Below are 21,576 nucleotides of genomic sequence, written 5' to 3' on the forward strand. Positions count from 1 at the left end.
TTATTCATCTCATTAAGACGAGGAAGCCGCGGCAAACCGGAAAATTATTTTTTCCAGCCTGGCCACGGCCTCTTCAATCAAGCAGTTTGCAGTTCGCTTTTGACCTTGCCGGCCTCCATGCGCACAAGCTGATCGGCAACGTCGAAGTAACGGTCATCATGGGAAATCACGATGATGGTTTTGCCCAGACGTTTCAGGTCGGGCAACAGTTCGGTGTAGAAAATGCGCCGGAACGTCGGATCCTGATCCGCCGCCCATTCATCGAACACCAGCACCGGACGCTCTTCGAGCCAAGCGTTGACCAGCGCCAGTCGCTTGCGTTGGCCGGTGGACAAATCAGTGGTGCTGAAGGCGCCGTCGCGCACGCTGACCTTGTGCGCAATCTCCAGACGCTCCAGGTAGCGCGTGGCGTCCTGCGGGACTTCGCGGTCGCCCTGAATCAGATCATCGAACAGGTAATAGTCGGCAAAGATGGTGGTGAAGTTCTGCCGGTAATCATCGCGGTTGAGCGCGGTGATCGGTTGATCGTTGACGCGTATTTCGCCCTCGGTCGGTGCATAGAGGCCCAGCAACAGTTTGATCAACGTGGTTTTGCCACAACCGTTTTCGCCGACAATGAACACGATGTCACCCTGTTCGATGCGCAGGTTGACTGGCCCCAGACGGAACGGTTCGCTGCCTTCCACTGGAGGGAAGGCGTAGCGCACATTGTTCAGTTCCAGACTGTTGACGACACCGGGTTTCTTGTCGTGATCCTCCAGCAACAGATGCGGCTCGGGCGAGGAAAACTGCTCGCTCAGCTCGGCGATGCGGCGGAAGGCAATTTGTGCGCGGCTGATGATCGGCAAGGTGCTGACCAGATGTTCCAGCGGCCCCTTCATGTACAGCAGTACCAGGACAAAACCGCTCATCACCGCTTTATCGCCGCTAGGCCAGAAGGATTGCAGGGCCAGCGCCATGCCGATCACCACGAAGAACAGCATCGAACCGAACGACTTGGCGATGACGAAGGTGTTGATCGATTTGATCTGGGTGTCGCAGATTTTTTCTGCGGTTTTCTGAATCCCGGCGACAAACATGCGCTGACGCCGTGGACGATGAATGCGCAGTTCCTTGGCACCCTCGGCAATCGCGTTGTAGTGCTTTTGCAGTTCGTCTTCGGAATCACGGGCGGCGTAGAAACCGCGCATGCCCTTGGCCCGGGCAATCGCCTGAATGGTCGTGCCGATGGCGATGGCCACCAGCATCATCAGGAACATCGGCCACGACAGCATCGCCAGATAACCGAGGCAGCCGAGGGTGACGGTCATCGAAATCGCCAACGGCGCAAAGGCGAAGGCGAAGTCACTGATGGTGTCGACGTCGTGAGTCAATACCGGGATCAGGCGATGGCTGCGATAGCGTTCGATCTGGTCGATCGGCGCCGACAGCACTTTTTCCCCCAGTTCCTTGCGCAGCTTGGCAATGATGTGTTGGCCGACATAGTTGGTGCCGATGTCGGACAGAATCGTCGTCAGCAGCGCCAGTGCACACAGACCGGCGAAGATCATGACTACGGTGCGGGTCAGGCCGTCGTCGGAGTGCAGGGCATTGTTGATGGTCGCCAGCAGCACAGTGACACTCAGGCCGCCGATCATGCCAAGCACGATGGACGCAGAGACGATCAGGCGGAAGGGCTTGAGCAGGGCGAACAATTCGTTGATCGCCCCACGCGTAGGCTTGGTCATGGAGGATTCCTGCTTCGATGCGGAGGGAGTGCCGGTACTTAAGGAAAACGAATGGTCACGGACTTTCTTTAAACGACCGCAGGTGGGCTGCGGTCGCGTGAGGCGGGATCAGAGGTCGCGCACTACTCGAAACCCGAGCCAGTCGCCCTTGCTGGTTGGCCAGCTGCTGTTGCGGTTGCCGGAACGGGAGAACACCGGCGCTTCGCCCCAGTCGTTACCGCGCATGACCTGGCGCTCGCAATTTTCCTGCGTCCATGAGCTACCGTCGCTCGGTACGTCGGAATAATCCTTGTGATAACAATCGGCGGTCCATTCGTAGACGTTGCCGTGGGCGTCATAAACGCCAAACGCGTTGGCCGGGAAGGTGCCGGCCGGTGAGGTGAAGTTGTAGCCGTCGGCGGCGCCATAGGTGTTGGCGTGTTTGGAGATCTGGTAGTTGTTGCCTTCATCGAACGGGAACGGGAAGGGACCGGTGCTGCCACCGCGGGCGGCGTATTCGCGGATCGATTCGCTCTGCAGGCGATAAGCGTTGCCGGTCTTCTTCGACAGCCAGTCGATGTAGCCTTGGGCTTCAGCGACGTTCATGCACACGGCCGGATCGCGCGCCGTCTGTTTGAATTCGGGTTTGCCGGCCGTGCAGCGACGACCCGGACGATCATCGAAGTCATAAGGTTTGTTGCCGGTTTCGCGCACATACGCGTCCCATTCGCCCACCAGCACCTGGAAGCGGCTGATGGCGAACGGTTTGCTGAAGGTCACTTCGTGGCGTGGGCCTTCGTCCGGTTCGCGACCGACTTCGTCGTCCGGGGTGCCCATGGTGTAACTGCCGGTCGGCAACACCACCATTTCCGGGCAGTCCTTGCAGTCTTTGAACACTTTTCCGGGTGCCGGCGGGGTGGCAGCTTGAGCGGCGCCGGGCAACAGGCCGGCGCACAGCGCAGTCAGAGCCAGGGCGGGGAGCGCCTTGAAAGTGAAGCGGGTGTGAGGCTTTTTCATGAGTCGTCTCTGTGAAAGGAAAACTGGAGTCGAGGAATCAGGCGCGCAGTTTTTTACCGAGGATGTCCATGAACCGGTCGACTTCGGTTTCGTTGTTCAGCAGCCCTGGTGACGTACGAATCACCGGACCGACATCGCGGCTGACGGCATCGCAGATCACCCGGTTGTTCATCAGGTAAGCGGCCACTTCATCACTGTCCTGGTCCTTGACCCGGAAGAAGCTGAAACCGGCGGAAAACTTCGGATCGAGCGGGGTTACCAGTTCGATGTTCGACTGTTCGCGCAGGCGCTGTTTCAGGTAGCTGTTGAGCTGATGGATGCGTGCCTGCACGTCGGCCTTGCCCAGTTGCAGATGCAACTTGAAGGCTTCGTCCAGCGCCCAGCGATGTTCGAAGGCGTGGTAACCGCCCGGGGTCATGGTGGTGCCAAACGTCGTGGCTTCGGAGAACGTCGGCACGCTGGGGCTGACGTATTTCACCTCTTCGCTGCGGCTGCAGACGATGCCGGTGCCGCGTGGGCCGAACATCCACTTGTGGGTGCCGGCAATGAAAAAATCGCAGTTCATCTGCGCGAAGCTCAGGTCATCGACACCGAATCCGTGCACACCATCGACCACGTAAATCAGCCGATCCTTGTCGTCGCGTCCGCGATTGTGTTCATCGACCAGACGCGAGATGTCGGCGATCGGCAACTTCACTCCGCTGCCCGAATGCACCCATGTCATACCCAGCACACGAGTTTGCGGGCGGATGTTGCGGTTGATGGTGTCGAGTACCTGATCCAGCGAAATGCTTTGCGCAGTGTCGAACAGCTTGAGTTTGCGAACTTGTGTGCCGTCGCGCCGGCTACGGAATTCGAGAATGTTGCGGGTTGAGTAATGCTCGTGAACTGTGGTCAGGATCTCCTGATCCGGGCGAACATGTACGCCGCCATAAATCATCGCCAGGCCTTCGGTGGTGCTGCCGGTGAGAGCGATCTGGCTCGGTTTGGCTTGCAGGTACTTGCCGGCCCAGACCCGCACGTTTTCTTCGTGCTGCTCGGTGACGCCCAGGTCCCAGTCCATCGCCAGTCCCGGATTCAGATCCAGCGCTGCGCGATGGCGTTCGATGGCCTCGCGCACGGGCCTGGGATGCGAAGTGATCAGGAAATTGGCGAAGTGAATGGCCTGCGGATCCTGATCGAACAACTGGCGCAATTGCGCCCATTTGTTGCCCGGCAGCGCAGGGTGAGGGGTGGCAGCGGTCGCGCAGGCAAGGCTGGAACCCAGGGGCAGGGCAGCGGCGAGTACGCCGGCCTGTTTCAGGAATGTACGACGGTCAGTCATGGCTTGGCCGCATCCTGACGAGAAACCAGTGCAGGTTTTGCAGCCTTTTGCACTTGATCCCAAACGCGCAGGAAGTTGCCGCCCCACAGCTTGGCGATGTCCGCTTCGGAATAGCCACGCTGGATCAGCTCGGCGGTGACGTTGCGGATTTCGCCGACGTTTTCCCAGCCCTTGATGCCGCCGCCATCGTTGAAGTCCGAAGCGATGCCGACGTGGTCGATGCCGATCTTGCGCACGGTGTAATCGATGGCGTCGCCGAGATCCTTGAGGGTCGCTTTCGGCTCCTCTTCAAGAATGCCGTAGAGGCCGCTGGCGTACTGGCCGAGCTTCTGTTCGGACCAGGCGGTGATGATCGGATCGCCCGGCATCAGGGCCATGGCCAGGTTCGGCAGTGGCGGTAGGTCGAAGCGTGCGCGCAGGGCGTTGAGTTTGTCCTGGGTGCCTTGAGTCAGCGGTTTGAGGTACTGCGAAAAGCCGACCACCTGCACTACGCCGCCATTGTTTTTGATCAGTTGCAGCTCTTTGTCGCTGAGGTTGCGTGGAATATCTACCGCCGCTCGCGGTGCCGAGTGCGAGGCGACAATCGGCGTACGACTCAACTGCACGACTTGCTCCAGACCTTTGGTCGACATCTGCGAGACGTCGATGATCACCCCCAGATCGTTCAAGCGATGCACGGCTTGTTTGCCGATGTCCGAGAGACCGTCGAGCGCGTCGGGAGAGTCATTGAAAAAGGGCAGCGGGCGCGAAGAGTCGGCCCAGCTGTTGTTACCGATATAGCTGAAGCCGAACATGCGCATGCCGCGTCCGGCCCACAAATCCAGTTTGCTCAGGTCGTTGCCCAGTGGATAGGCGTTGAGCATGCTGATGAAAATCGCAAATTTGCCTTCACCGTGCAGACGGCGGAAATCATCCGGGGTATAGGCGATGCCGACCTGATTGGGGAAGTCGAGCACCATCCCGGAAATGATCTTGTAGCGCACTTCCTGCTGATTGCGCGCTTCCTCGACAAAACCTTCGGTCGGGCGGTGCGGTGCATTCGGGCCGTTCCACATTTCCGGCCAGCCAAATACGGTCAGTGCCGCGCCGGACAGCCGTCCACGGTTGGCCTTGATCAGGTCGAACTGCCCCGAGCCATCCTTGTCGGCTTCGTTGCCGTGAGTGCCGAAGCTCAACGGCACGGTGATGTGGCTGTCGAAAGAGAGGATGCGATCCTGCAGTTCGGTCGCCTGCTTCATCACTTTGACCGGATAGCCGGGGTTGTCCCGAAACCAGTAATCCCAAGCCAGAAACCCTGCGCCGGCGCTGATCGCCAAGGCCAGCGGCAGGCCGATAAATAGAGCCTTTTTCGAACGCGGTTTTGTCATTGCCATCTCATTCAGGTTCGCCGTCGAGGTTCAGGCGCAGGGGCCTTTGCTATCTGGGAGGAACGAGCGGCGGAGCGGGTAATTTAGGGGCGGAAGGTGAAAAGGCGACGGCGAATGCCGGGATCTTTCGCCGCGGCCATAAATTTCCTCGGCGAGCAAACGTTCTAGCTTGGATAAAGCCTGCTTCATGGCTGACACAGGTAGGGCAATGACGATCTCTCGACGCTGGTTCATGGCGGGCATGGCACTCACGGGCGCCGCGCTGCCTGCCGCTTTTTATGCACATCGTGAACTGACCCGTGAGGAGTTTCCGATCACCCCGGGAGAGGCCACGGTCGACCTGGCAGACACGGCCGGTCAGCAGTTGGCGGACAGTTTGCGCGGCGTGTGGGACATTCGTTTCACTGGTGCTGCCGCTGGACTGGATGGCTTGCCCAATGAAGGTCTGGAGCTGTTTCTCGACATTGCCCACCGTGGTCGCGGTTTGCGCGGTTATCTCGACACGGGGGCTAACCTGCGTTCCGAGGCGCCAGTGCGTTATCAAGTCATCGGCGATCTGGCACCGGGTAATGGCGCCGAGATGTTCTGGCGTCTGATGCGCAGCGATGCGCCGCAAGCGCCAGCGGTGTACGAATTCAAAGTAAAACTGGACGAAGTCTGGGCCGCGTTCGGCAACGCTGGCAGCGGCACGTTTACCGGGCAAGTGCTGCGACTGGATCGCGCGCTGGGTTTACCAGAACTCGACAATCACTTCATCGCGATCAAGCGACGGTTTCCCGAAGCCCGAGAAAGAGTCGGGTTGAATCCGGCGTTTCTGGCGTGGCTGGTAGCGCCCGAACATCGGCTGTTCCATCAGCTCTGGCACGCGTCGCGGGACAAGTGGCACAAACTCTCCGAAAAAAAACGTGATGCGTTACGTGGTATCGGCTGGCAACCTGGCCCACGGGACAAGGAGCGTGATGCCCGTGGGCCGCGTAAGGATCGCAACGGCTCGGGCATCGATTTTTTCTTCATGCATCGACACATGCTGGGCAAAGCCCGTTCGATGCAAGACTTGCCGTCATGGCAGGCATTCCCCATGCCACAGCCGGAGCTGGAGCGTGACCGTCAGGGCTTCGCCCGCTACTTCGACAATCACGACGGCAACGCATTGCCGCCAACGTGGCTGACCGAAGGCGACGACGAGTACACCAAGTGGGTCAGCGACATCAAAGCGGCCGAAACCTATCACAGTAATTTTCAGGTGTGGGAGTCGCAGTACCGCGATCCGCGCTACTTGTCGAAACTCACCCTCGGCCAGTTCGGCTCGGAAGTCGAACTGGGCCTGCACGACTGGTTGCATATGCGCTGGGCATCGGTGGCCCGCGACCCGTCCAACAACATTCCAGTGCCAATGGCGCGGGATCAGGCGGATTTCGCCGCGCGTTGGTATGCCCCGGAAAACGACTTTCTCGGCGATCCATTTTCCTCCCATGTGAACCCGGTGTTCTGGCGTTTTCATGGCTGGATCGATGATCGGCTTGAAGACTGGTTCCGCGCCCACGAGCGTTTTCACCCGGGGGAAGTCAGTCGCCTCGAGGTCAACGGCGTGCCGTGGTTTGCGCCGGGGCGTTGGGTGGAAGTCGATGACCCCTGGCTGGGCCCCGACACCCATGGCTGCAGCAGCGTGCCCGGCCTGCAAGTCGGGCGTTCGGTGGAGATGGATCCGGAGACCATGAAACTGGCGCTGCGCATCACTTTCGGCGACGAAGACAACATGGCCGATCTGTTTCGCAAGGTGCCGCAGCGACCGTGGTACGCCATGCATTTGAAGGTGAAAGGCCGGCAACTTTAAGCGCAAAAAAATCGCAGCCCGAAGCTACGATTCTTTTTGCCCGTCACCCATCCGACACAACGCAATACCCCCTGTAGGAGGTGCGTCACGCTGCGATCTTTTGACTTGTTTTTCTAGATCAAAAGATCGCAGCGTGCCGCAGCTCCTACAGGTTTTTGGTTCGGTAAAAGAGAGTGTGAGTGTTCGCTGTCAGATAACTTGCCAGCCACCGCCCAACGCTTTGTACAAGGCAATGCTCGCCTGCAGTCGCGACAGGCGCAGTTGCACGTTCATGTCCTGCGCCGCATACAAGGTGCGCTGGGTTTGCAGTACGGTGAGCAAGTCTTCGGCACCCGCCTGATAACGGCTTTGCGCGATGTCGAACGCGGTTTGCGCCTGACCCAATTCTTCGCTTTGCCACTGCCGTTGCTCATCGAGGCCACGGATGGTGCTCAGGGCTTTTTCGACATCGGCGAAGCCATTGATGATCGCCCCGCGATAGGTCTCCAGCAATTCATCCTGACGGGCCTTGGCCTTGTCGCGTTCGGCGCTCAAGCGCCCGTTGTTGAAGATCGGCGCCGTCAATCCGGATGACAGGTTGTAGAACGTTGTGCGCAGCAGATCCGCCGCCAGATCGGCACCGGTGCCGAGGCTGGCGGTGAGGGTGATTTTTGGCAGCATGGCCGCGCGGGCTACGGTGACATCAGCCTGGGCCGCCGCCAGTCTGGCTTCTGCGCTGGCGATGTCCGGACGTCGACTCAGCAGATCGCTGGGCACGCCACTGGCGATGTTTGGCCACTGCAATTGCGCGAATGCCTGCTGAGGCGAGGACAGCGCCTGCACCGGTTGACCGAGCAGGGCGGCGAGGGTGATCAGCGCTTCGCGGGCCTGTTGCTGCACCAGCGGCAATTTGCGCTGTTGCTCGGCCACCAGACTTTTTTGCTGGGCCAGTTCCAGCGCGGTGGCGCTGCCTGCGTCGAAGCGGGTTTGCACCAGGTGCAGCACGTTTTGCGCGTTGGCCAGATTGAGTTCGGCAATGCGCGCCTGCTCACGCAAGGCGAGCGCCTGGGTGTAGCTGTTGGCGACGCCGCTTTGCAAGGTCAGTTCGACCGTGGCGCGATCAAACTCACTGGCCTGCACACCGAACACGGCGCTGTCACGGGCGGCTCGTTTACCCCCCCAGAAATCGATTTCGTAACTGGCGCTCAGCTCGGCGTCGTAGTAATCCAGCGAGCGATTGTCCGGGTTGACATCCAGTTGGCTGTAGCCTTTGCCGTGCAGAAGCTTCTGCCGATTGGCATTGATTCCGGCCTTGAGTTCGGGCAGCAGCGGGGCCCCGGCAACCGTCGCGCTGGCCTGCGCCTGTCTGACGCGGGCAACGGCCGCGCCGAGGTCATGGCTGCCCAGTCGTGCCTGTTCGACCAGTTGATCGAGTTCGCGACTGCCGAACTGCGTCCACCATTGGCGATTGCTTTGCACCGCGCCGCGATGGTCTGGCGATTGCCAGGCGGGCGGTGATTGCACGCCGCTGTCAGGGCGTGGCGCAGGGCTGCTGCAGGCCGCCAGTAACAGGCTGGCGGCAATCAATGTCAGTTGCGCTTTCATAGGTTGATCATTCACTGGTAAGGGCTGTGACCGGATCGAGCCGGGCGGCCTTGCGGGCAGGCATGAAGCCGAAGATGACACCGGTGACCAAGGCACAGGCGAAGGCGCCGATTACGGCCATCCATTGAAATGCGATTGCTACGCCGCTGAACGACAGAACGCCGCCGACCAGCATCGCCAGGCTGATGCCGGCAATGCCACCGACCACGGAGAGCATCACCGCTTCGGTCAAGAACTGGCGCAGGATGTCGCGCTGACGGGCGCCGGTGGCCATGCGAATGCCGATCTCGCGGGTGCGTTCACGCACGGTCATGAGCATGATGTTCATCACGCCGATGCCGCCGACCAGCAAGGAAATGGCGGCGATGGCGCCGAGCATCAGTGACAGCGTGCCCTGGGTGCGAGCCTCGGCCTGGATCATGGCGGCGTTGTTGGTCAGCTCGAAATCCTTTTTGCCGTTGTGCCGGCGCAGCATCGATTGCTCGATGGCCTGTTCGGCGTCTTTGACCTTGCGTGCGTCCCTGGCGGCGATCACGACATATTCCGGGTTGCGACTGCCGAACAGGCGCGTACTGGCCGCCGAGTACGGCACGGCAATCCGGTTGTCGCTGTCCGAGTCGCCGGAGCTTGAGCCTTTTTCCGCCAGCACGCCGAGCACCTGGAACGGAACGTTTTCAATCAGGATGTATTGACCGATCGGGTCAGCCACGTCCTTGAGCAATTTGTCGCGAACCTTGGTGCCGATCACCGCGACTGCGGCGGCGCTGTCTTCATCGGCCTGAGTGAAGTAGCTGCCCTGTACCACCGGCCAATTGAAGATGATCGGGAAATTGGTGTCGTTGCCGCCGACGTAGCTGGAGTGGTCGGCGTTGCCGAAGCGCACGCCGGCGGTCGAGCCGTTGACCGGCATGATTCGTTCCACCTGGGGCAGGGTTGCAAGTTCGGCAACGTCATCGAGGGTGATGATGCCCGGTGGCGTGCGCGGGTTGGGTGCCGCGCCGCTGAGGTAAATGATGTTGGAGCCGAACGCCCCCATTTGCGCCATCACCTGGCGTTTACTGCCTTCGCCGACCGCCAGCATCACCACCACTGACGCGACACCGATGACAATCCCCAACAGCGTCAGCGCGGTGCGGAAACGGTTGATCCACATCACCCGCCAGGCCGCTTGCACGGCATCCAGCAGTTCGCCCCTCCAGGCGCCGGTCTCGGTGCTGCCGGCGCTCAGGCGCTGGCGCAGATCCACTGCCTGCAGGGCGCCGGAATTGGCGGTACGGGCAGGGGCACCCGGTTGCTCGGCGGTATCGCTGATGATCAGGCCGTCACGAATTTCGATAATGCGCTTGGCACGTTGCGCCACCTCGCGATCGTGAGTGATGAGAATCACCACATGGCCCTGGCTGGCGAGCTCGTCGAGCAGGGCCATGACTTCTTTGCCGCTGTGGCTGTCGAGGGCGCCGGTAGGTTCGTCGGCGAGAATGATGTGGCCGCCGTTCATCAGTGCTCGGGCAATTGATACGCGTTGCTGTTGACCGCCGGAGAGCTGGTGCGGGCGATTGCCGGTGCGGCTGCCCAGCCCCAGGCGTTCCAGCAATGCGCTGGCCCGGGCGTGTCGTTCGGCCGCAGGCGTGCCAGCGTAGATGGCCGGCATCTCGACGTTTTCCTGTGCGGAGCCGGACGGGATCAGGTGATAACCCTGAAACACAAAGCCGAATGCCTCGCGACGCAGCCACGCCAGTTCGTCGGTGTCCAGTTGCGCAACGTCTTCACCGGCAAAGCGGTATTCGCCGCTGGTCGGGCGATCGAGGCACCCGAGGATGTTCATCAACGTCGACTTGCCGGAGCCGGAGGCGCCGACGATGGCCACGAATTCGCCGGCGTGAATCGACAGATCGATGCCGCGCAATACCTCCACCAGCGGGCTGTCGTTGCCGCCGTAGGCTTTGCGGATCTGGCGCAAGTCAATCAGGGGCGTTTGCATTCAGCCTCCGTTGCCTACAGCGGGAGCGCTGAGAATGTGATCGCCTTCGGCCAGGCCCTCGAGGACTTGTGTACGTAACCGGTCGCTGATGCCGGTGCGGACTTCGCGCGACTGGATTTCCCCGTTGGCAGCGACGATCTGCGCCAGTTGCCATTGCGGGCGCGAGCCCGGTTGCAAGGCAGTGCTCGGCACTGTCAGGGTGTTCTGCGCGTTTTGTGCGACGAAGAACACCTGAGCGGTCATGTCGGTCATGAGGGCGTTGTCTGTGTTGTCGACGTCGAGCAGTACGGTGTAGAGCACCACTCGCTCACTGCCACTGCGACCGCCGGTGGGGCTGCCGCCCTGGTTTTGCTCAAGGGGGCGCGGGGGCACCGGCAGAATCTGCCGCACCGTGCTGCTCCAGCGCCGGCTGCCACCGCTGAGGGTGGTGAAGTAGGCGGTCATACCGGGTTTGACGTGGCCGATGTCCGCTTCGGAAACTTCGGCCCACACCGTCATTGGCGACAACCGCGCGATGCGCAGGATCAGTGGCGTCTGTTGTTGCGCGTTGAGTGTCTGGCCTTCGCGCGCGCCCACAGCGACGACGGTGCCGCTCATTGGTGCAAAGATGCGCGTGTAGCCGAGTTCCGCTTCGTCGCTGCGCAGACTTGCCTGGGCCTGACGAATCTGTGCCTGAAACATGTCAATGCGTGCCTGGGTGGCGCGGACTTCGGCACGGGCGGTCTGCACGTCCTCCTCGCGGGTGGCGCCGCCGGCGGCGAGTTTCTGTTGGCGCTGGTATTTCTGCTGCGCCAGGTCGTGCTGAGCGCGCTGTTCCTGTAATTGGGCCTTGAGGTTTTCGATGGAGAAACGACCTGCGTCAAGTTTGGCTTTTTGCGTCGACGGATCGATTTCCACCAGCAGTTGGCCTTCCTTGACCGCATCACCTGCCTCGACGTGGATCTTCTGGATTTGCCCCGAGGCCTGTGCGCCGACGTCTACATAGCGTCGCGGCTGCAAAGTGCCCAGTGCTGTCACGCTGTTTTCGATATTGCTGCGGGTCACTTGTACGGTCGCCAGGGTGTCGCGTCCCGGCGGCAGGACTTGCCATGCCGCGACGGCGATCACGGGAATCAGACAGAGGGCGGCGAACAAGGCGCGTCGGGCGGGGCGGGGACGTTTCATGCAGGGTTCCGGCCAGTGGGTTCGGCCCGACGTTCAGCAGGTGCACGGAATGTTCGGGCACTTGAACGCTGTCGCAAGGCACGACAGAAACGGGGAGCTGTCATGTAAACGATGAATGTACGAGGGAATTTAAGCGCTAACACATCAGGTAACAGGTGCCCGTCCGACACTATTCGGCTGGTATGTGGAAACAAGACTTTAAATCTATATGAGAATTACTATAAATTACGCACTTAAGTTGCCACTATCTTGCTACTGCTTGTTAGTGCAGGGCGGATGGGTGAGCCCAAGGACAAAAACCGCGTCGTTGCGGCCAGGAGTCATGTTGGAAAACTACTATCGCGAGCTGGTGTGTTTCCTGAACGCCAAGCTGGGCAACCGTCAGGTTGCCGAAGATGTGGTGCATGACGCTTATCTGCGGGTGCTGGAACGCTCCAGCGACACGCCGATCGAACAACCCCGGGCGTTTCTTTATCGCACCGCGCTGAATCTGGTCATCGACGATCATCGACGCAATGCCTTGCGGCAGGTCGAACCCCTTGAAGTGCTCGACAATGAAGAGCGTTATTTCACCCCGTCTCCCCACGGCACCCTCGATCACGGTCAACGCCTGGAGATGCTCCAGCGAGCGCTGGCAGAATTGTCACCGCTGTGTCGTGACAGTTTTCTGTTGCGCAAGATCGAAGGTCTGTCCCACAACGAAATTGCCGAGAGCCTCGGTATTTCCAAAGCGCTGGTGGAAAAACACATCGTCAATGCCATGAAACATTGCCGGGTACGGATCCAACAATGGGACGCCCATTGATCTTTCCCCGTTAAATTTTTTTTCACCGTCCTCGTTCCTACTCAACAGACGACCTGCTGTCCTGCTTCGGGCCGGTCAGGTCATTCAGGCTTTATCCCCGAGGTTGAGGGGTTCATCCAGAGGACACTGGAAATGACACAGGCAATTGCATCGCCCATCGTTCACGACCTGATCGGCGTCGGTTTCGGCCCTTCGAACCTGGCGCTGGCCATCGCGCTGCAAGAGCGCGGGCCGACCCAGGGCGAACTGGATGTGCTGTTCCTCGACAAGCAGGCCAACTACAGCTGGCACGGCAATACTCTTTCGACCCAGAGCGAGTTGCAGATTTCCTTCCTCAAGGATCTGGTGACCCTGCGCAATCCGACCAGCCCGTACTCGTTCGTCAATTACCTCAAGTACCACGGTCGTCTGGTTGACTTCATCAACCTCGGCACCTTTTATCCGTGCCGCATGGAATACAACGATTACTTGCGTTGGGTCGCCGGACAGTTCTCCGAGCAGAGCCGTTATGGCGAAGAAGTGCTGACCATCGAGCCGGTGCTGCACAACCATCAGGTTGAAGCACTGCGCGTTATTTCCCGTGGCAGCGATGGCCAGCAACATGTACGCACCACCCGTTCGGTGGTGGTCAGTGCCGGTGGCACGCCGCGTATTCCGGAGGCGTTCAAGGCGCTGAAGGGCGACAACCGTGTGTTCCATCATTCGCAATACCTGTCGCAGATGGCCAGGCAGCCGTGCGTCAACAATCAGCCGATGAGCATTGCGATCATCGGTGGCGGGCAGAGCGCGGCGGAAGCGTTCATCGACCTGAACGATTCGTTCCCCTCGGTGCAGGTCGACATGATCTTGCGCGGCTCGGCCCTCAAGCCTGCGGACGACAGCCCGTTCGTCAACGAGGTGTTCTCGCCGGAGTTCACCGATCTGGTGTTCCAGCAGAACAGCGCCGAGCGTGAGCGTCTGGTCAACGAGTACCACAACACTAACTACTCGGTGGTCGACATTGACCTGATCGAGCGCATCTACGGCATCTTCTATCGCCAGAAGGTTTCCGGAATTGCCCGTCATGCGTACCGCACCCTGACCACCGTCGAGAGTGCTATCGCCACCGAACACGGCATCGAGTTGGCGGTACGCAACAACGCCACTGGCGAAGTCAGCGTGCGCCTCTACGACGCCGTGGTGCTGGCCACCGGTTACGAGCGTCAGATGCACCGTAAATTGCTGGCGCCGCTGGAAGAATACCTGGGCGAGTTCGAGGTTGATCGCAACTACAAACTGATCACCGATGAGCGCTGCAAGGCTGGCATTTACATGCAGGGCTTCTGCCAGGCCAGCCATGGTTTGAGTGACACGTTGCTGTCGGTGCTGCCGATTCGGGCCGATGAGATTGCGGGCTCGCTGTATGAACATGGCAAGCATCGTGGGCACCGTTCGATGGCGGATTTGCTGTTGGCGACTGCCAGCTGAATCTGCGCCGCCTGATACACCGCCATCGCTGGCAAGCCAGCTCCCACAGTATTTTGTGCGATGTCAGCTATCGCTTACTCAACACTGATCCCTGTGGGAGCTGGCTTGCCAGCGATGGCGGCAGATCAGGCACCGCCTTCGCGAGCAGGCTCGCTCCCACATTTGGATCTTCGATGAATACAAAAACCGTGTTCGCTGGAGATTCCCTGTGGGAGCGAGCCTGCTCGCGAAGGGGCCCTCAAGAACAGCAAAAAGTCCTTCCTGAACGCTTCCTGAAGATCCAGCACATTCCCCGCCACACTGCTTTTCACGGGTTTACTCTCCAGACATCGAGGCGTAAGCTTCGCGCGTTTTCATCAATAGCGGAGACCCACAGTGGGTACTTGTTCGAGTGACAGTTGTCGGCCGGTCTCGGTAACCGGCAGATTCTCGGCAAGATAACGCGCATTTTTTTTGCCGTTGTCTCGCCGTAAAAGCGAGCAGCGGCATCCCCTACATGACCAGTCCTTGGTCATGTCTTGATGTCCTTCTCATCGACGCTGAACAGAGCGTGATGTCGACTTTAAAGTCGCCATCGCAGCCCTATCGACACGCCTGTCTTTTCTGACCGGCGCGCCATGCCTTGCCGTGCCGGTTTTTCCGGTGGACGAGGCGCGGTCGTACCTGCTTGACGGTTTCCCGGCTGACCACAGGGGCAACAGCCATGAAATTTACGCTCAAGGAATTTTTCGCAGGTTTTCTGCGTACCCGCCACATCGCCCGGCACTTCCGTCGCCTGGCGTTGCTGGAAACCATCAACGACACCACGGTCAGCCGTGAAGTCCCGCCAACCCCGGCCAATACGCTGGTCGATGCGGCGCACAGCGACAGCTCGGCATTGCTCTCTTCACTGGGCACGCACTCCGATGGCCTTACCGATTTCGAAGTCGATGCACTGCGTGCGCAATACGGCCTCAATGAAGTCGAACACGAGCAGCCGCTGCCGTGGTGGACCCACCTGTGGCACTGCTACAAAAACCCGTTCAACCTGCTGCTGACGCTGCTTGCGGTGATCTCGTGGCTGACCGAAGACCTTAAAGCAGCCGTGGTGATTTTCTCCATGGTGGTGCTGTCGACGCTGCTGCGCTTCTGGCAGGAAAGCAAATCCAACCAGGCTGCCGACGCGCTTAAAGCGATGGTCAGCAACACCGCCACAGTAATGCGACGTGATGCGCCGCGCAGCGAGTTGCCGATCAAACAATTGGTGCCAGGCGATCTGATTGTGTTGTCGGCCGGCGACATGATTCCCGCCGATTGCCGGGTGCTCAGCGCCAAAGACCTGTTCGTCAGTCAGGCCGCGATGACTGGTGAATCGATGCCGGTGGAGAAATTCCCGCGTCAGGCTGATCGCGATACACGCAATCCGCTGGAGCTGGACAACATCCTGTTCATGGGCACCAACGTTGTGTCTGGCACTGCGGTGGCGGTGATTCTCACCACTGGCAACAGCACCTATTTTGGTGCGCTGGCGCAGCGTGTCGGTGCTACCGATCGTGCGGTCACTTCGTTCCAGCAAGGCGTCAATAAAGTCAGCTGGTTGCTGATCCGCTTCATGTTCGTGATGGCGCCGCTGGTGCTGTTCATCAATGGCTTCACCAAGGGCGACTGGACCGAAGCACTACTGTTTGCGCTGTCGGTTGCGGTCGGGCTGACCCCGGAAATGCTGCCGATGATCGTCACCTCGACACTGGCCAAAGGCGCGGTATTTCTGTCACGCAAAAAAGTCATCGTCAAACGTCTCGACGCGATCCAGAACTTCGGCGCCATGGACGTGCTGTGCACCGACAAGACCGGCACGCTGACCCAGGACAAGATCTTCCTTGCACGCAACGTTGATGTCTGGGGCGAAGATTCTGACGACGTATTGGAAATGGCTTACCTGAACAGCTACTACCAGACCGGCCTGAAAAACCTGCTGGACGTCGCCGTGCTGGAACATGTGGAAGTCCACCGTGAGCTGAAGGTCGGCACAGCGTTTCGCAAGGTCGATGAGATCCCGTTCGACTTCAATCGCCGGCGCATGTCGGTCGTGGTAGAAGGGCGCGGCCAGGCGCATCAACTGATTTGCAAAGGCGCGGTGGAAGAAGTGCTGGCGGTGTGCAGCCGTGTGCGTCACGGCGACGTCGATGAAGCCTTGAGCGATGAATTGCTGACCCGGATTCGTCAGGTCACCGCAGCATTCAACGCTGAAGGCTTACGCGTGGTGGCAGTAGCGGCCCGCTCGATGCCTGAGGGGCGCGACACCTACAGCCTGGCTGATGAGCAGGAACTGACGCTGATCGGTTACGTGGCGTTTCTCGATCCACCGAAGGAAAGCACCGCACCGGCGCTCAAGGCTTTGGCCGAACATGGCGTGGCGGTGAAAGTGCTGACCGGTGATAACGAGTTGGTCACGGCGAAGATCTGCCGCGAAGTCGGCCTCGCTCAGCAAGGCCTGCTGATGGGCAACGACATCGAGCGCATGAGCGACGCCGAACTGGCCGTGGCGGTGGAAAACACTAACGTTTTTGCCAAGCTGACGCCGTCGCACAAGGAACGCATCGTGCGCATCCTCAAGGGTAACGGTCATGTAGTCGGCTTCATGGGGGATGGCATCAACGACGCACCGGCGTTGCGCACCGCCGACATCGGTATTTCAGTGGACAGCGCGGTGGACATCGCCAAGGAAGCGGCAGACATCATCCTGCTGGAAAAGAGCCTGATGGTGCTGGAGGAGGGCGTACTCGAAGGGCGCCGCACCTTCGCCAACATGCTCAAGTACATCAAGATGACCGCCAGTTCCAACTTCGGCAACGTGTTCTCGGTGCTGGTTGCCAGTGCGTTTATTCCGTTTCTGCCGATGCTGCCGATGCACCTGCTGGTGCAAAACCTGCTCTACGACATTTCGCAGATTGCCATTCCGTTCGACAACGTCGATGAGGAGATGCTGAAGAAACCGCAACGCTGGCAGCCGGGCGATGTCGGGCGCTTCATGCTGTTTTTCGGGCCGATCAGTTCGATTTTCGACATCACAACGTTCGCCTTGATGTGGTACGTATTTGATGCCAACACCCCGGATCACCAGACGCTGTTCCAGTCCGGCTGGTTCGTGGTGGGCCTGCTGACCCAGACGCTGATCGTGCACATGATCCGCACGCCGAAGATTCCGTTCGTGCAAAGCCGTGCAGCCCTGCCGCTGCTGGTGATGACCGGAATCATCATGGCGGTCGGCATTTTCCTGCCGATGGGGCCGCTGGCGCACTACTTCAAATTGCAGGCGTTGCCGTCGATGTACTTCGTGTTCCTGCCGGTGATTCTGCTGGCGTACATGGCGCTGACTCAGGCGGTGAAAGGTTTCTACATCCGCCGGTTTGGCTGGCAGTAACAGCAGTACAACGCTGTTCCCCCAGGGGATTGGTATGTTTTCAAGGACAAGACTATGCAAGCCATAAACAACCTCAACCTCACCTCGCTGCTCGACACCCTGATCAGCCTCAGCGCCGCATTCCTTCTCGGCGGCCTGATCGGCTTCGAGCGACAGTACCGGCAACGCACCGCCGGCCTGCGGACCAACGTGCTGGTGGCGGTCGGCGCGGCGATTTTTGTCGACATGGCCAACCGTCTCGCCGGGGCCGAGGGCGCGGTGCGCGTGGTGGCCTACGTTGTCTCCGGCATCGGTTTTCTCGGTGCCGGTGTAATCATGCGTGAGGAAGGCAACGTGCGTGGCCTCAACACCGCCGCCACCTTGTGGACCTCCGCTGCAGTGGGTGCCTGCGCCGGTGCCGACCTGCTGGCCGAAGCCGTGCTGGGCACGCTGTTCATCCTCGCCGCCAATACGTTGCTGCGGCCGATCGTCAATAACATCAACCGCCAGCCACTGGACGTGGTCTCGGCCGAAGTCACCAATATCGTCTACGTGATCGCCCGACGTTCACAGCAAAAAGCTGTGCTCGCCTTACTCGAAGCCGAGCTGGAACGCAGCAACTATCCGGCCAGCGACGTCGATGTGCACGCCTTTGGCGCCGACGAAGTCGAGATCGAAGCGACGCTGGCGACCACTTCGGTGGACGGCGATGAGCTGGATGCACTGATCGCGCGGATCTCGACGTCGGCGCTCGTGGTGCAGGCATTCTGGAGTCCGAGTACGACTGAATGACGTTCCTAGGACACCCACTGCCTTTGATCAATCAAGTAAGCCACGCCGGTGATTGCGGTGTGGCTTTCTTCTTGGTTCGCCTCCAGAAATCCCGCTCGTTTATCAGACTTGTCCTACATGTTTTGCTGCGTGCATTGATTAGAGTGTTCCGCTGATTGGAAACATTTCCTACGGCCGGCGAAATCAATGTCCTACAAACACTGGCGAATTCTCGTTGCTGAAGAGCAACTCATCGAGCGCAACCGAATCTGCAAGTCCCTCAACGAACTGGGATATCGCACGCTCACACCGGTGCGTTCGTTTCGTGAACTGCTGGGCGTGACCCATTACTCGTTCGAACCGTTCGAGCACTTTGATCTGCTGGTCATCAACGGTGAGCTGATCGCTGCCGCCGGGATTGATCCGGTGCGGTTTTTCCAGAGCAACTCGCAGATTCGTCACGGTGTGATTTATGACGCACGTCGTGGCCAGGCACAGGCAGAAACGATTTATGCCAACCAGCGACGCCAGTTGACGCTGATCCGTACGCCGGATCGGCAAACCCTGGCTGCACTCCTTGAACACCTCGATATTTAGGAAAAGTCCCATGAGATTTGAGACTTTTCCTAACGAGTTCTGCGCGGAAACGCCGGACACTTGTGCCAATTCCACCATCCTCGAGGCAACGATCATGCCCCTTCAGCCGCTTCGAATTCTGGTGCTTGAAGATCACGCGTTCCAACGCTCGGTTGCGGTCAGCATCTTGCAAAGCCTGGGGTTCCGGCAGATTTACGAAGCCAGTGACGGCGCGCAGGCACTGGCCCTGTTGAAGGACATCGGCTGCGTAGACATTGCCCTGTGCGACTTGCAAATGGAGGGCATGGACGGCCTGCAGTTCTTGCAACGCGTAGGCGCGTCCCGGCAGGTAAAGTCGGTCATCATCAGCAGCTCGTTGTCGGCCGATCTGCGCCGCGCGGTGCATCAAATGGTGACGCTGCTAGGTCTGGACCTGCTGGGCGATGTCGGCAAACCACTGCATGCCCAGGTGCTGGGTGATCTGCTGGACAAATATGTTGAGCGGCCGAGCCTTCTCGAGGCTGCGCCTGCGTTCGTCACTCTGGCGAGTGAAGTGTCCGTGCGGCGGGCACTGGCCGATGGGCAGTTGCACGCCTGGTATCAGCCAAAATTCAATCTGCGCAGTGGTGAAGTCTGCGGTGTAGAAGTGCTCTGCCGCTGGCTGCATCCAACCCGCGGCATTATTTCGCCCGCGCTGTTCATGCCGGTGCTGGAACGCTGTGGCCTGCTCGACGCGTTGCTGTTCTCTCAGCTCGATCAGGCTTTGGATATTCAGCGAAGCGCCCGGCAGCAGGGTTTCTTCCTGAATCTGGCGTTCAACCTGCAAGCCGTGCAGTTGGCCAACGCTGAGCTGACCGCCTCCCTCAAAGGCATTTTGGCGCGCCACGCCGCTCAAGGCGCGGGCCTGACCTTTGAACTGACCGAGAGCGGTTTGCTGGAAGCGCCGGCTACCAGCCTGGAAAGCCTGGTGCGGTTGCGGATGATGGGGTGTCGCTTGTCGATCGACGACTTCGGGGCCGGGTTTTCCTCGCTGCAACGCTTGTGTCAGTTGCCCTTCAACGAGATCAAGCTTGACGCTGATTTCATTCGTAACCTTGAGCGTGAACCCCGTTGCCGGGCAGCAATCAGCAGCACCTTGGCGCTTGGCGAAACCCTCGGCATGACCGTGGTGATCGAGGGCATCGAGACCGATGCGCAGCGCCGCGAGCTGCTGGCACTGGGATGCACGCAAGGGCAGGGGTATTGGTACGCAAGACCGATGGCCGGAACCGATTTGCTGAACTGGCTGCAACGGCGCAGTTATCGGCAGATCTCGGGCGAATGACTTTTTAGGAAATGTCCTACAGAACCTGCCGTTGAGGTTGCGTAGTCTTGCCGCACTGAAAAACCTGATCACCGGGAGATTGACCATGATCAATAAAGCCCTGCGTATCCTTATCGCCGATCCGCAGCATTTTCACCGGATGAAAGTCGAGCGTCTGTTCAACGGCCTCAACTACTACCGCGTTGCCCCGGTGCAGAGTATCGCCGAGCTGTTGACGCTGGTGGACTACGGCTGCGAACCGTTCGACGTGGTGGTTATCAACGCTGAACTGGCGATGGGGTCGCTGGATCTGCTGGGGTTTTTTCTCGACAACCCCCAGGTGCGGCATGCGCTGATTTACAACGAACCTTCGGCGCCGTTGCAGGTGAAATCAGGTTTCGCGCAGGAGAACGTGCAGATCAGTCATGCGGCGCTGCCCAATGAACAGGCAATCAGGCACTTGATGGCGTTGGTCGACGCACCCCAGTGGAAACAGGCCGTGGTTGAGCAGCGTCGGGCCTATGCATAAAAATACTCGCGCCGCAACTGTCAGATCTGACAGGTGATTTCCATTCCATTGCGTGCAACAGTCGCTGCGCAGCCATTGAGTCTGGATCAGCCGATCCCGGTGATCTTATTGCCAGATTTTTTAGTGGGAGTGGAAATGAAGTCAGCGCTGATCGTCGACGACCACCCAGTGGTGCGCGCCGCCATCCGAATCGTGCTGCAATCCGAGGGTTTCAAGGAGATTCACGAGGCGTCCAGTGGCAACGAGGTGCTGCAAATGATCCGCGAGCACCAGCCCCGGTTGGTCGTGCTTGACTTGGGTCTGCCAGCACTCGACGGGCTGGACGTCATGGCTCGAATCAAGGCCAACGACCTTAAGTGCAAACTTCTGGTGTTCAGTACTCACGAAGCCTTGTTTTTCCAGGAGCGGTGTCTGCGCGCTGGGGCGATGGCTTACGTCACCAAGACCAATCAACTGCAACAGCTGCACAAAGCCATTCAGGCAGTGATGGCGGGCTACACCTATTTTTCCGCGATGCCGGACAACTTCAGCGTGTTGAATGCAGTGCAAACCACGGAAAAACAGATGATCGATCAGCTCTCCGATCGAGAGTTGAGCATTTTCGTGCAACTGGCGCAGGGCAAGCCCAACAAGACAATTGCCGAGGACATGCACCTCAGCCATAAAACGGTCAGTACATATAAAACCCGACTGATGAAGAAGCTCGGGATGGGTACAGCGGTGCACTTGCGCGATTTCGCCAAGCGCAATCATTTGATCTGAGTAG

The 21,576-nt window shown here is 59.5% G+C and carries 16 protein-coding genes; 9 read left to right on the forward strand and 7 right to left on the reverse strand.

Annotation, left to right across the window (positions count from 1 at the left end):
- Positions 1-77: 77 nt before the first annotated feature.
- The 4 genes from AB4P97_RS05015 to pvdM all read right to left on the reverse strand — a co-directional run bounded on the left by AB4P97_RS05015 (position 78) and on the right by pvdM (position 5,414).
- Positions 78-1,727: a cyclic peptide export ABC transporter gene (locus AB4P97_RS05015; protein ID WP_395602132.1), complete on the reverse strand. Its 1,650-nt coding sequence runs from the start codon at positions 1,725-1,727 to the stop codon at positions 78-80.
- A gap of 108 nt (positions 1,728-1,835) precedes the next feature.
- Complete coding sequence (locus AB4P97_RS05020; RefSeq protein WP_042558566.1) at positions 1,836-2,723, reverse strand: formylglycine-generating enzyme family protein; 888 nt, start codon at positions 2,721-2,723, stop codon at positions 1,836-1,838.
- Between the two features lie 37 nt (positions 2,724-2,760).
- On the reverse strand, positions 2,761-4,047 hold the full coding sequence (locus AB4P97_RS05025) for an aminotransferase class V-fold PLP-dependent enzyme (protein WP_395602133.1): 1,287 nt from the start codon (positions 4,045-4,047) through the stop codon (positions 2,761-2,763).
- On the reverse strand, positions 4,044-5,414 hold the full coding sequence (pvdM, locus tag AB4P97_RS05030) for a pyoverdine-tailoring dipeptidase-like protein PvdM (protein WP_395602134.1): 1,371 nt from the start codon (positions 5,412-5,414) through the stop codon (positions 4,044-4,046). The genes AB4P97_RS05025 and pvdM overlap by 4 nt, the downstream gene beginning before the upstream one ends.
- A gap of 208 nt (positions 5,415-5,622) precedes the next feature.
- Between pvdM and AB4P97_RS05035 the strand changes: the two genes are divergently transcribed.
- Positions 5,623-7,248, forward strand: coding sequence for a PvdJ/PvdD/PvdP-like protein (locus AB4P97_RS05035; protein ID WP_395602135.1), 1,626 nt, complete (start codon positions 5,623-5,625; stop codon positions 7,246-7,248).
- Positions 7,249-7,437: 189 nt separating this feature from the next.
- On the opposite strand, the gene AB4P97_RS05040 is transcribed toward AB4P97_RS05035, so the two are convergent.
- From AB4P97_RS05040 to AB4P97_RS05050, 3 genes are read right to left on the reverse strand one after another with little or no spacing between them, the layout of a single operon-like run.
- Positions 7,438-8,832 carry an efflux transporter outer membrane subunit gene (locus AB4P97_RS05040; RefSeq protein WP_395602136.1) on the reverse strand — a complete coding sequence of 465 codons (1,395 nt, stop codon included), beginning with the start codon at positions 8,830-8,832 and terminating at the stop codon, positions 7,438-7,440.
- Positions 8,833-8,839: 7 nt separating this feature from the next.
- Positions 8,840-10,813: a MacB family efflux pump subunit gene (locus AB4P97_RS05045; protein WP_150601406.1), complete on the reverse strand. Its 1,974-nt coding sequence runs from the start codon at positions 10,811-10,813 to the stop codon at positions 8,840-8,842.
- Positions 10,814-11,977 (reverse strand): efflux RND transporter periplasmic adaptor subunit, encoded by a 1,164-nt coding sequence (locus AB4P97_RS05050; RefSeq protein ID WP_210703896.1) that lies wholly within the window; start codon positions 11,975-11,977, stop codon positions 10,814-10,816.
- Between the two features lie 322 nt (positions 11,978-12,299).
- On the opposite strand from AB4P97_RS05050, the gene AB4P97_RS05055 reads away from it, so the two are divergent.
- The 8 genes from AB4P97_RS05055 to AB4P97_RS05090 all read left to right on the forward strand — a co-directional run bounded on the left by AB4P97_RS05055 (position 12,300) and on the right by AB4P97_RS05090 (position 21,572).
- The gene (locus AB4P97_RS05055; protein ID WP_395602137.1) at positions 12,300-12,782 is read left to right on the forward strand and encodes a sigma-70 family RNA polymerase sigma factor; all 483 of its coding nucleotides are present in this window, start codon (positions 12,300-12,302) and stop codon (positions 12,780-12,782) included.
- Between the two features lie 132 nt (positions 12,783-12,914).
- Entirely contained in the window at positions 12,915-14,249 is a 1,335-nt protein-coding gene (locus tag AB4P97_RS05060; RefSeq protein ID WP_395602138.1) for a lysine N(6)-hydroxylase/L-ornithine N(5)-oxygenase family protein, read from the forward strand.
- A 703-nt stretch (positions 14,250-14,952) separates the two neighbouring features.
- The gene (mgtA, locus tag AB4P97_RS05065) at positions 14,953-17,652 is read left to right on the forward strand and encodes a magnesium-translocating P-type ATPase (protein WP_395602139.1); all 2,700 of its coding nucleotides are present in this window, start codon (positions 14,953-14,955) and stop codon (positions 17,650-17,652) included.
- Positions 17,653-17,706: 54 nt separating this feature from the next.
- Complete coding sequence (locus AB4P97_RS05070) at positions 17,707-18,423, forward strand: MgtC/SapB family protein (protein WP_042558576.1); 717 nt, start codon at positions 17,707-17,709, stop codon at positions 18,421-18,423.
- Positions 18,424-18,609: 186 nt separating this feature from the next.
- A complete protein-coding gene (locus tag AB4P97_RS05075) occupies positions 18,610-18,999 on the forward strand; it encodes a hypothetical protein (RefSeq protein ID WP_115147593.1) in 390 nt (129 codons plus the stop codon).
- Between the two features lie 94 nt (positions 19,000-19,093).
- Entirely contained in the window at positions 19,094-20,302 is a 1,209-nt protein-coding gene (locus AB4P97_RS05080; RefSeq protein WP_395602908.1) for an EAL domain-containing protein, read from the forward strand.
- Between the two features lie 85 nt (positions 20,303-20,387).
- The gene (locus AB4P97_RS05085; RefSeq protein ID WP_115147592.1) at positions 20,388-20,810 is read left to right on the forward strand and encodes a chemotaxis protein CheY; all 423 of its coding nucleotides are present in this window, start codon (positions 20,388-20,390) and stop codon (positions 20,808-20,810) included.
- 135 nt (positions 20,811-20,945) lie between these two features.
- Entirely contained in the window at positions 20,946-21,572 is a 627-nt protein-coding gene (locus tag AB4P97_RS05090; RefSeq protein WP_042558579.1) for a response regulator transcription factor, read from the forward strand.
- Positions 21,573-21,576 lie beyond the last annotated feature (4 nt).

The sequence above is a fragment of the Pseudomonas sp. A1230 genome, assembly GCF_044218825.1.
GTDB lineage: Bacteria > Pseudomonadota > Gammaproteobacteria > Pseudomonadales > Pseudomonadaceae > Aquipseudomonas > Aquipseudomonas iridis.